The organism is Chryseobacterium sp. OSA05B (genome assembly GCF_019970065.1).
In the GTDB taxonomy this organism is placed as follows: Bacteria; Bacteroidota; Bacteroidia; order Flavobacteriales; family Weeksellaceae; genus Chryseobacterium.
In genome coordinates this window covers 25,903-41,561 of the sequence record NZ_JAHXYH010000008.1, presented here as the reverse complement: position 1 = coordinate 41,561, position 15,659 = coordinate 25,903, and the positions used below count along the sequence as shown (strand labels likewise).

The following is a 15,659-nucleotide window of genomic DNA, read 5'->3' as shown; positions in this document are numbered from 1 at the left end:
AAAATGATTGCAAAAATTGGAAGAGGAAGTAATTTATATGGAGCATTGGCATATAATAATGTGAAAGTTGAACAGCAAAATGGGAAAATATTGCTAACCAACAGAATAATTGAAACACCTGATGGGAGGTATACTGTTTCACAATTGGCTAAATCTTTTGAACCTTATCTTGCAGCTAACCGGAATACTGATAAGCATACGTTACATATTTCCCTTAACCCTGACCCAAAGGATGATGTCAGTGATGAGCGTTTTATTCAGATAGCAGAAGATTATATGCGGGAAATGGGCTATGGTGAACAGCCTTATATAGTATTTAAACATACGGATATCAGTCGCTCCCATATCCATATTGTCTCGGTCTGCGTAGACGAAGAAGGAAAAAAAATATCTGATCAGTTTGAAAGAAAAAAGTCTATGAATATATGCAGGGATCTGGAACAAAAATATGGGCTTTTTCCTGCAGTTGGAAATATGGATCAGCAAAAGGGAATGATGTTTAATCCGATTGATTATCAGGCCGGAAATATTAAAAGCCAGATTGCTTCTGTTATAAGACATCTTCCCAAATATTATAGGTTCCGGACTTTGGGTGAATACAATGCGCTGCTTTCACTTTTTAATATAAGTGCTGAAACAGTTGAGGGCGAACTTCATGGAAAAATGGAGCGTGGTTTATTATATTTTTCGGTGAATACAGATGGAAAAAGACTTGGACATTCCTTTAAAGCCTCTTTATTTGGTAAAAGTAGCGGGCTTCCAGCTTTGGAATTATATTGTATACAGTGTAAGGAAACTTTAAAAAACAGTGAATCAAAAATGCATATCAAAGCTGTCCTTGCTGGTGCGATGCAATCTACAGATAATGAAAATGACTTTAGAAATAAGCTGATTGGGCAGGGAATCAATACCGTAATCCGAAGAAATGATACAGGACTTATGTATGGAATCACCTTTATTGATCATCATTCAAAAACAGTCTGGAACGGATCAAGCCTGGGAAAAGAATTTTCTTCCAATTTCTTTAATGAACGATGGGAAACCAAAATAAGATCGGAGAAAGAAATTCCTGTTGTTGAAAAACTAACAGGGGCAGATGAAGTAGAGTATTTTTCTTTAGAAAAACAACATTATATCTTTGATAATGGGCAAATCCCTGATCAATCTGAAGCTGGTTTAATTGATGCCTTAGGCGGATTATTCTTTTTTACCAATGGAGAAGATCAGCATGAGCAGGATTTTGCTCATCATATGAAAAAGAGAAAGAAGAAACGGACACGCTGAAAAAGAGCATAGCTGCTTTTACTCAATTCCTCTCTAGCCTTCTTTTTCCAGAATGGCTTGCACCTTGTTTTGCAGTTCTTTTTTATCAGGCAGGTAGAGCTGATATTTGGAAACAAAGATCTTATTGGAAATTCCACCGGTAGCATATTCGACCAGTACTTCGTCTTTTTCTGCAGAGAGAATAATACCAATAGGTTCATTGTCATCCTCAACGTTTTCTTCCGATTTGAAATAATTCAGATAAAGATTCATTTGCCCGATATCATAATGTTCAACCTGCTTTATTTTTAAGTCAATGAGTATAAAACATTTTAAGATGCGGTGGTAAAAAACAAGATCAATATAAAAATGTCTGTTACGGAGTGATATCTTATATTGTCTTCCCACAAAAGCAAAGCCTTTTCCTAATTCAAGAAGGAACATTTGAAGATTATCGATGATTTTCTGTTCCAAAGCTTTTTCTGTCACTCTGTGGCTTTGAGGTATTTTAAGAAAATCCAGTACGTAAGGATCTTTTATAGCTTCGGATGAATCTGTGATAATATGTCCTTTTTCTGCCAATTGTAATACTCCCTTTTTATCTTTACTCAGCGCCAGACGTTCAAATAGAGAAGAGTTAATCTGTCGCTCAAGCTCACGGTAACCCCAATTCTCTAGTACAGTCTGTTTTTCATAGAACTTTCTGGCAGTATCATCTGAAACCCCAAGTAAGGTAACAATATGAGTCCAGCTTAATTGGGCAGGCACTGCCTGCCATTTTTGATAAGCAAGATAAAAGCGTCGCATATCCAGGATATTCCGCCTGCCAAATCCTTTGCCATATCTTTGTCTTAAGTCTTTAGAAAGTGTCGATAATAAGCTGCTTCCATACTCTGCGCGTTCCTGCCCATGCTGCTCATATTCCACGATATGCCTGCCAATTTCCCAATTCGCTTTTACCAGCTCGGTATTAACAGCTTTGACGGCATTTTGCCGGGCTGTTTCAATGGTTGAACCGATAGTATCCAGAAGTTCAGTGTATTTTGCTTGTATAGGTATCATCGTACTTTTCTTAAACAAACAAATTTAAACAATCTCATCCAAGCATTGTGCATCATCAATAGTAAAATGTCCTGTTGATGTTATGCCAAATACAGCCACTGCCTGCCAATTTGCGAAGATGATTTTTGAAGGGATTTATATTCGACTCCTAACATTAAATATTATAGAGATGCAGGGAGAAGACGATTTAAGAGGTTTGGCGAAGACCGTGGCATTGATAAGAGCGGTAAGTATTCTTATCGTATTAATGCATCTGTATTGGTATTGTTATGGTTTCTTTTTAGAAAGGGGATGGACCCTGGCGGTCATTGACAAGATTTTACATAATTTCCAGAAAACAGCCAACCTGTTTTCTTATCCAATCTATACCAAAGTATTTGCTTTGGTATTACTGGCTTTAAGCTGTCTGGGAACGAAAGGGGTGAAAAGCGAGAAGATTACATGGCCGAAAATTAACCTGGCTCTATTCTTCGGGTTTGTATTGTATTTCTTAAATACACCATTACTATTGTTAGCTCCTTTAATTGGGGGTTTTTTTTATATTCTGACGTTGACTGCGGGCTATATGCTATTATTGATGTCGGGATTATGGATGCATCGGCTACTAACTCATCATCTGATGGAAGATGTTTTTAACAATGAGAATGAAAGTTTTATGCAGGAAACCACACTACTGGAAAATGAATATTCGGTCAATCTACCCACCAAGTTTTATTACAAAGGAAAATGGAACAATGGCTGGATCAATATTGTCAATCCCTTTAGGGCAACCATTGTACTGGGAACACCGGGATCAGGAAAATCATATGCCATCATCAATAATTATATCAAGCAGCAGATTGAAAAAGGCTTTTCAATGTACATCTACGATTTTAAGTTTGATGATCTCTCCATGATTGCTTATAATCATTTGCTAAAGAATCAACACAGGTATAAAGTGCCTCCCAAATTTTATGTTATCAATTTTGATGATCCGAGAAAAAGTCACCGCTGTAATCCCTTAAATCCAGATTTTATGACGGATATTTCGGATGCCTATGAAGCAGCTTATACCATTATGCTGAATCTTAATCGAAGCTGGATACAAAAGCAGGGAGATTTTTTTGTTGAATCACCCATTATCCTACTGGCAGCGATCATCTGGTTTTTGAAAATATATGATAAAGGGAAATACTGTACATTTCCCCATGCAATTGAGCTTCTCAATAAAAGATATTCAGATGTATTCACCATTTTGACTTCTTATCCGGATTTGGAAAATTATCTTTCGCCTTTCATGGATGCATGGCAGGGTGGGGCGCAGGACCAACTACAGGGTCAGATCGCATCAGCCAAGATACCTTTGTCGAGAATGATCTCTCCCCAATTATACTGGGTGATGACTGGTGATGATTTTTCTCTGGATATCAATAATCCTAAAGAGCCGAAAATTTTATGTGTAGGAAATAATCCGGACCGTCAGAATATTTATTCTGCTGCACTCGGATTATACAATTCACGTATTGTTAAGCTGATTAATAAAAAGGGACAACTCAAGAGCTCGGTCATTATCGACGAGCTTCCAACGATTTACTTTAGGGGGTTAGATAATCTTATAGCTACCGCAAGAAGTAATAAGGTAGCCGTTTGTATGGGGTTTCAGGATTTTTCGCAATTAACCAGGGATTATGGCGATAAGGAAAGTAAAGTCATACAAAATACGGTGGGGAATATTTTTAGTGGCCAGGTAGTGGGAGAGACCGCTAAAAGCCTTTCTGAACGTTTTGGTAAGATCTTACAGAAACGTCAAAGTATGACCATCAACCGAACCGATACATCAACATCCATATCTACTCAGTTAGACAGCTTAATACCGGCTTCTAAAATTTCTACTCTTACACAGGGGATTTTTGTGGGGGCTGTATCGGACAATTTTGATGAGAGAATTGAACAGAAAATTTTTCATGCTGAAATTATTGTCGATAATGATAAGGTGGCTTCCGAAAATAAAGATTACCAGAAGATACCGGAGATTTTGTCATTTTTAGAAGGTCATGGTGAGGATCTAATGAAACAGGTAATTGATGCTAATTATAGAGAGATAAAACACGATGTTGTTCAGATTATTGAAAAGGAATTGGAACGCATTAAAAACGACCCCGATTTGCAGCATTTAATACAGCAGGAATAATGGTAAAACACAAAATGAGGTGATTAACAATCAGCCTCATTTCTTTTTAATAACTAAAGGATGGTAGTTATTTTCGTTGCGGAGTTTTATTATTCTCAAATTCAAAAGTGGTTGTATAATCCTCGTTGAGTACGATATAAGCATTAAACTTAGTTCCACTTTTGCTTTTCATCCCTTTTATTAAGGATGTTTTGCCTTTATTAATAAGGGTTTTGATATCGTCTATACTGACATGCACTCCGCAAACACTGCGGAACTGAATCCAGTTACAGACCTCGTCAGGACATTTGATAATGGTATCCCGTATCATCAACTGATGGGTTTTGCATTTGGGACAAATGAGTTTTGGAAAATTAGGTTGTGCGATGGTAATTTGAAGAAATTCATTCGTAACAGATTTTGTATAGGTCTCAATTTCATGTTGAAAATCCAAGGGATTGAGCTCATTTCTTTCGATTTTTTGCATCGCCAGTTCCCATTCTACGGTCATGGCTACATCAGCAATTTTCTTGTCTTTAGTGAGCTGATAAACCTGTAATCCTTTTTCAGTGGGAATTAATGATTTATTGTTTATTTGAATATAATTTCGGGAAAATAAGGTTTCAATAATACAAGCTCTGGTAGCTGAAGTACCTATTCCAATATTTTTTAATGCTATCCTTTCCGCCTCATTTTCGATCTGCTTTCCGGCTGTTTCCATAGCTGAAAGAAGCCCAGCTTCGGTGTAAAGTACAGGCGGTTTGGTTTTCTTTTCCAGAATGCCTGCAGATTTAATTTTAATTTCGTTGCCCTCTTTGAGTTCAGGCAATTCTTGCATATGCTCGGTGTCATCAGAAAAACTGCTATGGATAGAGCGCCACCCAGCTTCCAGAATTTTACAACCTTTTATGATAAAATCGTAATGGAGAGACTGTAAAGAAATATCGGTAACTTCTTTTATGCACGGTGGTGAAACAGCTTCCAGCAGTCGAAAAGCAATTAAACCATACACTGCATTTTCTTTAGGAGGTAATGCTGAGGGAATTTTTTCTGTGGTAAGCAGTCCATGGTGATCCGTAACCCTTAGATCATTGACGATACGCTTGTTGAAATGACCCCATTTGATTTTACCTACTGCTGACTTGCAATTTTCCTTTTCCTGCAAAGCTCTTATCAGCTGGGGAATTTCTGTCCATACATCTTCAGGGATATATTGGCTTCCTGTGCGGGGATAAGTAATAAATTTCTTTTCGTACAGACTCTGAGCGATATTCAGCGTTTCTTCAGCCGATAGATTCAGCTTTTTATTGGCTTCCTTTTGTAAGCCTGTAAGGTCAAATAATAAAGGAGGCTGCTCAGTTACAGTTTTACTTGTTACAGAAGTAACTGTCGCTGTATTTCCGTTCCTTTCGATGGATCTTAACAGATCTTCTGCCTGCTTTCTGTATTTAAATTGGATTTCGGAAAGGCTCTTAAACTCTATAAAATCCTTAGTATGTGTTAATTCTATCTGCCAGTATTTCTGTACCAAGAATGCTTTGTTTTCCAGATAACGTCTGCATATTAATGCAAGTGTTGGGGTCTGAACCCTTCCCAATGAATAGACGCCATTACACGCAGCTATACTTACTGCTTGTGTAGAATTGATTCCCAGGAGCCAGTCGGCATGGCTTCTGCTCTGGGCTGCCTGGTATATTCCTTCAAAATCATCACCAGGTCTTAAGTTCTCAAATCCCTTTTTAATGGCTTTTTCCGTAAGAGAGCTTATCCATAATCTCTCAAAAGGTTTTGTACATTTCAGGTATTGATAAATGTATCTGAAAATAAGTTCTCCTTCTCTTCCTGCGTCCGTAGCGACAATAATGCTTTCACAGCGATTGAAAAGCTGTTCAATCACCTTTAGTTGTTTTAATGCCCCTTTATCAGTGGCAAATCCTTTTTCTTTTTTGATCTTTCTGACAGTCAGTAGAAATGGCTGAGGCAGTATGGGAAGAGCTTCTTTTTCAAATCCTGAAATCCCATAATCCTCAGGCATGCCTAAGCCAATCAAATGCCCAAATGTCCAGGTAACACAATAGTCTTTACCTGACAGATAGCCCTCTTTTTTCTCAGCTACACCAAGCACATGGGCTATCTCTCTTGCTACGCTTGGTTTTTCTGCTAGTATTAATTTCATGGTAACTTTTGTGGATGTTTAATATTCTATCAAATAACATGAAATAGGCTATATTTTTCGTCCTCCTGATTTAATAGGTGCTTTCTGCTGTTCCAGCTGTTTTTTATCTTTAGGTGACTGCTGTCGCGACTGGAGTGGTTGTTTGATATTCTTAGTGGCTTCATTCGTTTTACCTTCTGAGTTAATAGCGATCTGCGTCTTATGAGCTTCTGCAGGCTTTATCTGTTCTTTAAGTTTGTTTGGATTTTGGAAAGAGAAGTCTATTTTACCAGTATCCTCATTCAGTGTGATGTATCCCTGGTATTTTTGCCCTTTTTTATCGGTAAGATCATCTATGTATACTGTTTGTCCGACTTTAAATCGAGCATACTGCTCATCATCCAGTTCTTTGCCTCTAAACATTCTTGGAATATCTGATGACTGGGTTTGCTCTACACTTTGTGTTTGATGTTGGGTATTTCCTCTGTCAAAAAGGAATTCTACGTATTTCTTATCCGCATTAAACTGCACAGAAGCACTGAAGGGCTCTCCATTTTTAGAGATCATCCCTTCAATATACAGAGGTTTGCCTTCCAGTAAAGTTTGTGTTTGATGATCATCCAGTTTCACGCCTTTAATCTCATCTGGAATTTTGATATAATCAGTTTTTAAAGCAATCAGTTCATTAGTGAGCCTATCTACACTAATAATAGAGGGTATCGTTTCTCCGGATTTGGGATGGGTGAGATCGACTATTCTTCCCATATTTCCTGTAGTCAAAAGATTCTCTTTATCTTCCTTCGTAAATTCATGTCCAAAAAAAGGAAAATTGAGTTGAGGCTCTTTTCTGATTCCGTGAATAGCAACAACGATTTGTCCCTGATCGTTGGGCTGTAGTGATAGCCGTGCATCCAGTTTTGTAATGGCAGTACCAAGATTAAGGCTAATAGGAACAAGTTCATTGGTCTTATATCCCTTTAATAAAGGCACAAGTAAATTCAGTTTCTCTAGCCGATCCTTACTAAGTCCAAGATTTGATAAAGTTTCCCAATCTAATTGCTGCGGTTGGTAACGGTAGTCATTGTTTTCTGTTGTAGGTTGTGGTGTTTCCATATCGATTTTATTTTCTGGTTTAATAGTATTTTCTGGTTTTACTTCAAAGGTGTCTATCAGTACCTTTCCCTCTTCAGTAGGATGGTTAATATGTTGTTGTATTTCTTTAGCCTTTTGTATAGCCACAAGGGAAGGGACTTTGAAAAATGAAAATCGGGTAGGGTCTTTCAACTGGCTGAAAAAATTGGAAAAGAAATTGGAAAATAGATCACCGGACTTATCTACCCGCATAAACTGGTTTTGATTTTTTTTGGTTGGATCAACCGTTTTTAATTCTCCGTTCTCTCCGATACCGGTAACTGCCTGAATCTTCATCTTGACTTTATCAAGTACAAGTAAGATATCAGAAAATTGTTCTAATTTTTGTAAGGTTTCTTTAGTCTCATCCATAGTCATAGAATTTAATTGGATGATGAAATTAGTGTATGGGATTAGAATATCGTGACTATGGCTTTCATTGGCAATTATCGACACGATTTGTCAGCGGTTATCTTGAAAATAGGGACGATTATAAGGCTGATAAAGGACATGCTATACTTCCAGTAAATGGAATGATATTGAGGTTTTTCGTAGGAAGAAAACGGAATTTTAATTACGAGAATTTGAAACGAGAATAGAAAATTTTAAAAAAATAAGTCGACATTTTAAAAACAGTGGCTATGGTTTGATAAAAATGAAAAAAAAATCCGTACGAGATCAATTAAAAAACAGAAATGAATATTTTATATTAAAAGCTTTTAAGAAGAATAGAAAGATAAGATCTTTGCTTTATGGAATTAAATTAGTTTTTTATTTAGGTTAGCTGGTCAATTATAAGCTTAACCTGAAGTGGTCTTTGTTTCCTATCCACTTCTAAGCGATTATAGAATCCCGTCTTTACAATAACCATGTTTTTCTCCGGAACCATGATAATGAATTGACCTAAAAAGCCATAGAAAAAACGGCATCGTGGTTCGCTATCATCATTTGCCCATATAGCATAACAGAAGGCATCGTTGGCTTTTGTTGTAGTAAGAAGTCTCTTACAATAGTCTTGACTGATAATCTGACGGCCCTTCCAATTCCCCTGCTGAATAATAAGCTGCCCAATTTTTGCAAAATCGCGTGGAGTTGCGTGAATACAGCAAAAAGCTTTTTCCATCTCTTTGTCGTCTGTGCTCCATTTTGCGTAAAATTCCATACCCAGTGGTTTCCAAATTTTTTCCGAAAGATAGACTGCGAGCTCTTTACCCGTTATTTTTCTTAATGCAAGACCTAAAAGCTGTGCAGCAACACTCTGGTATTCATATTTCTCTCCGGGCATTTCTTTAATATCTATACCGAAAGCCTGTTGGGCAAGATCTGCTATGAAGTACTGTTTAGAATTAGGGGAAAAGGGATGATGATATTCTTCTTCCCAATCCATGCCCGCCTGCATAGTCATAAGATGACGAAAAGTGAGATATTTTCCGTAATGACTATTTTTATATTTGGGAAATACAGAAGATATAAGTTCGTCTTCAGATTGCAGAAAACCATCATCAATGGCACATCCAATTAATATGGCGAGAATACCTTTAGCCATTGAAAAAGAATTCATAAGAGAAGATGGACTGTGGTCTTTCCAATATTGTTCATGAGTAATTTTACCATTGTGTATAACAAGAATTGATGAAGTTCTGGTTTTTTCTAAATCAGTTAACAGGCATTCTGATAATTTTTTCTCATTGTATGCAATATCTTTTTCCCATGGTTCGGGATTGCTTGTATTAATACTGTGAGAAGGAAATTTTTCTTCATCATCAATAGAAGGAGTGAAAGGTCCATTTTTTATATTAAGGATAATGGCATTTAAGATATAGCCATATCCTGAAAGATATACAATAGCAGCCGCTGCTGAGGCTGCTATTACTGCAGACAATAATTTTTTCATGATCAATAATTCATAAATTGTATCCTTCAAAGGTTATGCCGTCGGTTTATTTGAGACACCGGACATTAGTTTATTGAATTTGAAATAGATTTAAAAAAGATCTTATTGCTGACGGGTAATCTCAGCTTAAAATCACTTTTTATTTATGTAACAAAAAAAATAAACTGTTTCTATAATGGTAAAAAATTTGTATGCGTCTTAACATCCTTAAAAACTTACTCTTTTAATTAAAAACTATGAATATTTCTTATTATGACTTCAAGAATTTATCAGATCATGCACAATGTGAAATTGTAATGAATCAGGGGAGTAGGGTTGAATGAAACTATTGCTAATCAGCTCAGATATGTTCTTTGTATTGTAGGCTGTTTTTCAGTCGAAATCATTTATAAAATATTGGATGATAGAATTACTGGGGAGCAATGTGTATCAAAATAAGGATGTCTTGTCAAAATAAGAATAGCAAACCGTATTATTCTACTATATCTTTTTGACAAATACTTATGGAAAAACTGAAATACATCATATGTGTGGTATTGGAATGTCAGCTTATAATGAGTAATTTTATAATGTTAATAATTAAATTTAATGGTCATTTCTGAAGATATTTTGCTTGCTCACGGAGCGAAGACAGAATTATATCAACCCAATGAATTTATCTTTAAGGAGGGAACAATAGCTAAATTTTATTTCCAAATAAGACAAGGGTTTGTTAAGATTAATAATTTCCTGGAAGACGGAAAAGAATTTGTTCATGGATTTCCCTTTGACGGGCACTGTATAGGAGAGAGTTATTTATTCACCGACCATCTCTATGCGGTTAACGCGATGACTATTTCCCAATGTGAAATTATCAAATTGGAAAAAAGCGCCTTTTTGAAATTACTGTTAAAAAATTCTGCACTTCATTTTAAAGTCAATCATTATACCGCTGACCGGTTGCATTTTAGGTACTTAATCTCTTCTTTACTTTCTATTGGAGACCCTACCATAAAACTGAAGGTACTTCTTGACCATATTAAAACATATTTTGGTTTTGATGCTCAATATAGCTTTGAAGTTCCTTATACAAGACATCAATTAGCTACTTTGACCGGTCTTCGCATAGAGACTGTTATAAGAGCGTTTAATAAAATGGAAAAACAGAAACTTATAAAGAAATATAACAAAAAGATTTATTATTAATTCATATAAATAAAACAAGTACAGTTTTTATAATTTTTTAAGACCAAAGTCAAAGCTTTAAAGATGTGTTATTCCGTTTATGTTATATTTGAAAATGTGCTTAACTCAAAATACTCCCGATAGATTACAGTAATCCTATTAGTCAGACGGGTGATATTAGGATGTAAGAGAGCTCTCTGGGAAATTACAGAATTGCTGTTTGCGCGCACTTTCAAATTGCAGATGGATTTTTACCTAGCAGATGATGTGAGTGGAGTTGTATCGAAAGTTACTTTTAGTTTAGGTCTGGTCAGCTACTTTTTCAAAAAGTCCCGGATACTTTTGTACCCAACCTTTTTCATCAATCAAAAGATCAGCTTTAAAATCATTTTCTATATTTTCATAAAAATAGTGGCAATCGTTAACTTTGGTATAACGCTGATAAGTAGTTTTAATTTGATGGTTTAATACATCAATATAGATCACACTAATTTCTTTAGGATGGTTGGTTTTTAAATGTAAATTATTGATAGGTAGGCTGTTGGTTGAAGGTGTTAGAGAAATATCAATATACTCAAATCCATTAAAATCTGATTTGATTAATCCGTTGATTTCCCATTGGTTTCCTATCTTTTTTCCTGTAATAAGATGCCTTATACTATTAACTTCGGATATAATTTTAAATTCACTTATAAGCCAATGATTATCAATAATTAATTCATATATAACTTTATAAAGATTCTCTTTATAGCTACCAATAATGGTGGATTCAACAACATATAAGTTATTTTTATGGTTTAAGTTAAAATATTCAAGAGAGTGATAATTAATGCCTCTCCATATTAATACCGGCATGAATTTTATATTAAAATTTAGAAAATAGAATGATTTTAGACGTATTACACCATTGATTTTAATAATGCAGCTTCAATAACATCAATGTACTAATCCATTGGGAATTCATCTGGCAGGATGTGCACTGTCTGATACAGCGGCATTGATATTGCCGGAACCATTACCCGTATTATTATTGCTCGTTTTTCTGCCACTAATATGGGTTTTTGTATTGATGCTGTCGCGATCCGTTAAACTGTCTTCTCGGGTCTTAGGCACAGAAGTCGACGTGTCAGAAATATTGTTTTGTGTCCTTGCTGAATCAGCAGGACTTTTGTATTGCGTTGTATCATTTTTTTTGCAGGCTAAAACCGAAATACTTATAGCAATAATTGAAAGTACTAAATTTTTCATAATAATTTTATTGATGTTTAATATACTTTGTCCTTTAATTTAATTATTTAAAAGTAAATATTAATTCACCAATAGATTATGAGTAAGATCATATACGTTATTGCTGTTTCTATTTTCAATAATTGCATTATGAGTGTGGTATATAGATGGTATCTTCAGCTATATTATGGTCTGAAAATTGATAATAATTTTAAACCATTTCTCTTTTACTAAGACTTCATTGTTTAACCATATTTAATTACTATTACTATGATAATTAATGAAACTGTCTTGCTTGAAAATGGAGCAAATTATGAAGATTTTGCAGCTAAGCAGACGATCTTTACAATGGGTAATCAACCTAATTATTATTTGCAAATTGTTAGTGGTATTGTTGAACTAAATAACTACCATGATGACGGTAAAGAATTTACGCTCAATATTCTTTCGGATGGTGAAGCAATCAATGAATCATTACTTTTCAGTGAAAACAGTGAACCAGTGAACGCAGTGGCCAGAACGGATTGTAAAGTGCTAAGACTTTCTAAACCTAATTTCATGAAAATGGTTAGAGAGAATTACGAGATTTTATATGATATGCTCCGGTGTCTTTCCAATAGAATACTTTATAAGAATTTCATGCTTTTCAATAATTCATCTGCAGATCCTACTGCTAAAATACAAGCTTTATTAGACTATCATAAAAAAATGAGCATGAAAAAAGATTCATATGGTTTTTATGTTTCTTTAACCAGGCAGCAAATTGCCAATCTTACGGGACTTCGCGTTGAAACGGTTATCAGGACAATAAAAAAAATGGAGAAAGCAAATGTTTTAAAAATTGAAAACAGAAAGGTTTTTTATTGAGTGAATGATAAGTTTAATCAGTGATTTTAACAAGAAAATCTCTTTAGAATAAAAAGCGTACACGAAAAAATCAGGAAGAGATTATGTGTTTTTAAAGTACAAGTCACTATGTTTTATGACTCAAATCATAAATTAGACATTGTATATACAATAAATTTGAATCAGAATTACACGTCATTTTTGCACCTTTACTTATCAGCTCTCCTACAATTTGGAGAGCTGTTTTATTTATAATTAATTTTTTAAAATTTCAATACCAATAGAAATCCTTCTTAAAACAAACCTCTATCATTAACAGTAGATAAAATATCTTCCGAAAGAAATAGTCAATTTACCAGGTAGTTCCGATAGACAAAAAGATAAGTTTATGACCAAAATTTTTATTCCTTGAAATGAATAGCTTTATCTATCTCTATAGGATTGTTGTATTTCCTGATCACCTGCTGCATGTTTTTTGTTTGACTATTCAGTTCGTCAACAGTATGAATCTCTGTTCCGTTAATATTAATCTTTAAGTTTGTATTTGATTTGTTGAAATTATTTCGCTCAAAAGCAAAAGGATCATTGTAAAAATCCTTAATTAGTTTAACTTTCTGTTTTTCATCGATTGGTATTGCTCTATTTCCAAAGTTAGATTCTACAAAATTATCAGTGGAATAAATGCCTGTGAGCTTTTGGCTCTTTACCAGGTGATAAATGAAATTTTCTCCGGAATCCCAAAGCTCAAAAATAAGGCCCGGAAGTCCCCGGAATTTATAGGGGCCTTCGCTAAAAAGAATATCTTTACAGAACCATGCAGTCCAATTCCTTCCTCCAAATCGGGTAGAGGCTTTCTGGAGAGTGTAATTTTCCACTTTTTTTGTTTCATCCGAAATAATCCAGGTTAGCTTGTCTGCGGTTTTAAAAGAATAATAACCTTCTTTTATTGCAATGAAATTAGTGTTGTCAAAAGTGTTTATTTTTCTTTTCACAATTTGGCCTGACATATCTGTATGACTATTGTTTGTGCCAAATCTTTTATTCAAGGAATCAGTAGCCAGTAAATTCTGTCCATAAAATTTAACTTCTCCGGGGCTAATGTCCAGTAGCATATTTAATTTTTCATAACCCGCTTCTGTAGAATCCATTTTGTACTTCAGTTGATAAGTGAATCTATAGGTCTGTGACTGAATGGATGTAAAAAAGAAGCATATTAACAGAGCAAAAATACTTTTCATAAGTGTTAATTTTTAATAGGGTAAATAGAGATGGTGATAAACGTTAAGAAACTGTTCTAAAGGTTTTTCATTTTTGAATTATTGTTTTTCATTAAAGACTAGATATAGTATAAAAATAATATAAGTGCTTAGTCTTTGGGATCTTGTATGTCGCTTCCGTCATTGTACTGTCTGATTAAACTGACGGCTTTACCGTTTTCTGTATTGATTTTAATATGAAGATATGGGAGTTCCTCAATATGGAAGGTTTTGCCGGATAGTGGAACAAGCTCATACCTGGGCTCACCGTTTCTCTGAATATATAGTTTACCTTCTTCATAGGTCAATTTTCTAATTCCGCCTGCATAACTTCCCGTATAAGATTTCAAAATTACAGGGGATATGGCAATGGGCTTTATCCGTGCCTTAACAACTTCCAATGCCCATGTTTTACTTCGGCTTTTAGCTTGATCTTTCACAACACCTTCCAGTGCTGCAATATGGGCAGTAGTTAATGCTTCTTTCTCAGATACGACAATATCCGGTATAACACCAGTCCCTTCCCAATCAGTGTTTGTAATTGGATCTATGAAGCGGGCATAAGGAATGAATAGGGTAAATCTGTCGGTAAGAATTTTATGATGGACAGGATGTGCGCCACCCCCTGTAACCTGTCCGACAAGTATAGCCCGGTTACGATTCTTCAAAAAATAGCTTAAGCTTTCTGCTGCCGAAAAAGTAGCTTGTCCGACCAGCAAATATAAAGGCTTGTCAGGCATACGTTTGCCTGGTAAATAAGGCAATGTCCAATCCTGCCTATGATGGTCATCTTCTCTTGAATAGATGTCTGCAATCATAATAGGTTCAGATTCAAAAAAGTAGCTGGCAATCAGCTGTACCATATCACCGCGCCCTCCGTCGTTTTGGCGCAGGTCGATGATAATTGATTCTGTATTGCTGAGAAAATTCATAACTGAGGTTGCCGTGTCACCGCCTAATGCCGGGGCATAAAACCTGGTAAGATTGAGATAGCCGATATTACCGGCTAGTATATCTACAGTCTTAAATCCGAAATTATCAGCAAGGGCATTGGGGAAATCCCTGCTTAGCAGCTCTAAACTATCTTTTTTACTTATTGCTTTCCTGCTTGTTTGTACCCATATGGGATCAAAGGTGATGTTGATATGGCGATCTTGTGAAATGTTTACTAAGTCTGCTGCAAGCTTGCCTGCAAACTGAGAGGGATCATCAATAATATTGTAATCGCCGCGATCATATTTGTAGGAAATCCCGTCTGCCATCTTTTTTGCTTTTTCCGGAAAGATGTATATATCTTTAAGCCTTTTGCAAATGGAGTCGATAACCAGTTTTTTCTCTGCGGGTGTTAACTTGACGATTGGCTGCTGAGCAGAAAATAACTGGCTGAAAAAAATAAAAAACATAAAGTAAGCAAATGCTGTTTTAGCGGTAGAAATCATAGGGATTGTTTTTGATACACAAAATTACCCTGAAAAACAGCTTAGATTGTTCCGCTGGATATATCCGAACAAG

Annotated in this window: 12 protein-coding genes; 4 read left to right on the top strand and 8 right to left on the bottom strand. The window is 35.4% G+C overall.

Translation table 11 applies throughout. From position 1 onward, the window contains the following. Window positions 1–3: 3 nt before the first annotated feature. Entirely contained in the window at window positions 4–1,284 is a 1,281-nt protein-coding gene (gene mobB, locus LC419_RS21920) for a conjugal transfer protein MobB (protein WP_223609349.1), read from the top strand. Between the two features lie 33 nt (window positions 1,285–1,317). Here mobB and LC419_RS21915 read toward each other — a convergent pair whose 3' ends face one another. Further along, window positions 1,318–2,325, bottom strand: coding sequence for a YhcG family protein (locus LC419_RS21915; protein WP_223609348.1), 1,008 nt, complete (start codon window positions 2,323–2,325; stop codon window positions 1,318–1,320). A 169-nt stretch (window positions 2,326–2,494) separates the two neighbouring features. On the opposite strand from LC419_RS21915, the gene mobC reads away from it, so the two are divergent. Then, a complete protein-coding gene (gene mobC, locus LC419_RS21910) occupies window positions 2,495–4,495 on the top strand; it encodes a conjugal transfer protein MobC (protein ID WP_223609347.1) in 2,001 nt (666 codons plus the stop codon). 67 nt (window positions 4,496–4,562) lie between these two features. Here the strand turns inward: mobC and LC419_RS21905 are convergent, their stop codons facing one another. The 3 genes from LC419_RS21905 to LC419_RS21895 all read right to left on the bottom strand — a co-directional run bounded on the left by LC419_RS21905 (window position 4,563) and on the right by LC419_RS21895 (window position 9,654). Continuing rightward, window positions 4,563–6,650 carry a type IA DNA topoisomerase gene (locus tag LC419_RS21905; protein ID WP_223609346.1) on the bottom strand — a complete coding sequence of 696 codons (2,088 nt, stop codon included), beginning with the start codon at window positions 6,648–6,650 and terminating at the stop codon, window positions 4,563–4,565. A 48-nt stretch (window positions 6,651–6,698) separates the two neighbouring features. Next, window positions 6,699–8,132 carry a DUF3945 domain-containing protein gene (locus LC419_RS21900; protein WP_223609345.1) on the bottom strand — a complete coding sequence of 478 codons (1,434 nt, stop codon included), beginning with the start codon at window positions 8,130–8,132 and terminating at the stop codon, window positions 6,699–6,701. 403 nt (window positions 8,133–8,535) lie between these two features. Next, window positions 8,536–9,654: a serine hydrolase gene (locus LC419_RS21895; protein WP_223609344.1), complete on the bottom strand. Its 1,119-nt coding sequence runs from the start codon at window positions 9,652–9,654 to the stop codon at window positions 8,536–8,538. A 588-nt stretch (window positions 9,655–10,242) separates the two neighbouring features. Here LC419_RS21895 and LC419_RS21890 point away from each other — a divergent pair. After that, on the top strand, window positions 10,243–10,839 hold the full coding sequence (locus LC419_RS21890) for a Crp/Fnr family transcriptional regulator (RefSeq protein WP_223609343.1): 597 nt from the start codon (window positions 10,243–10,245) through the stop codon (window positions 10,837–10,839). Between the two features lie 279 nt (window positions 10,840–11,118). Here the strand turns inward: LC419_RS21890 and LC419_RS21885 are convergent, their stop codons facing one another. Then, window positions 11,119–11,673 (bottom strand): putative glycolipid-binding domain-containing protein, encoded by a 555-nt coding sequence (locus tag LC419_RS21885; RefSeq protein WP_223609342.1) that lies wholly within the window; start codon window positions 11,671–11,673, stop codon window positions 11,119–11,121. 105 nt (window positions 11,674–11,778) lie between these two features. Further along, complete coding sequence (locus LC419_RS21880; RefSeq protein ID WP_223609341.1) at window positions 11,779–12,066, bottom strand: hypothetical protein; 288 nt, start codon at window positions 12,064–12,066, stop codon at window positions 11,779–11,781. A gap of 249 nt (window positions 12,067–12,315) precedes the next feature. On the opposite strand from LC419_RS21880, the gene LC419_RS21875 reads away from it, so the two are divergent. Continuing rightward, entirely contained in the window at window positions 12,316–12,912 is a 597-nt protein-coding gene (locus LC419_RS21875; protein WP_223609340.1) for a Crp/Fnr family transcriptional regulator, read from the top strand. A 380-nt stretch (window positions 12,913–13,292) separates the two neighbouring features. Here LC419_RS21875 and LC419_RS21870 read toward each other — a convergent pair whose 3' ends face one another. Continuing rightward, window positions 13,293–14,129 carry a GLPGLI family protein gene (locus tag LC419_RS21870; RefSeq protein ID WP_223609339.1) on the bottom strand — a complete coding sequence of 279 codons (837 nt, stop codon included), beginning with the start codon at window positions 14,127–14,129 and terminating at the stop codon, window positions 13,293–13,295. Between the two features lie 128 nt (window positions 14,130–14,257). Further along, window positions 14,258–15,586: a S41 family peptidase gene (locus LC419_RS21865; protein ID WP_223609338.1), complete on the bottom strand. Its 1,329-nt coding sequence runs from the start codon at window positions 15,584–15,586 to the stop codon at window positions 14,258–14,260. Window positions 15,587–15,659 lie beyond the last annotated feature (73 nt).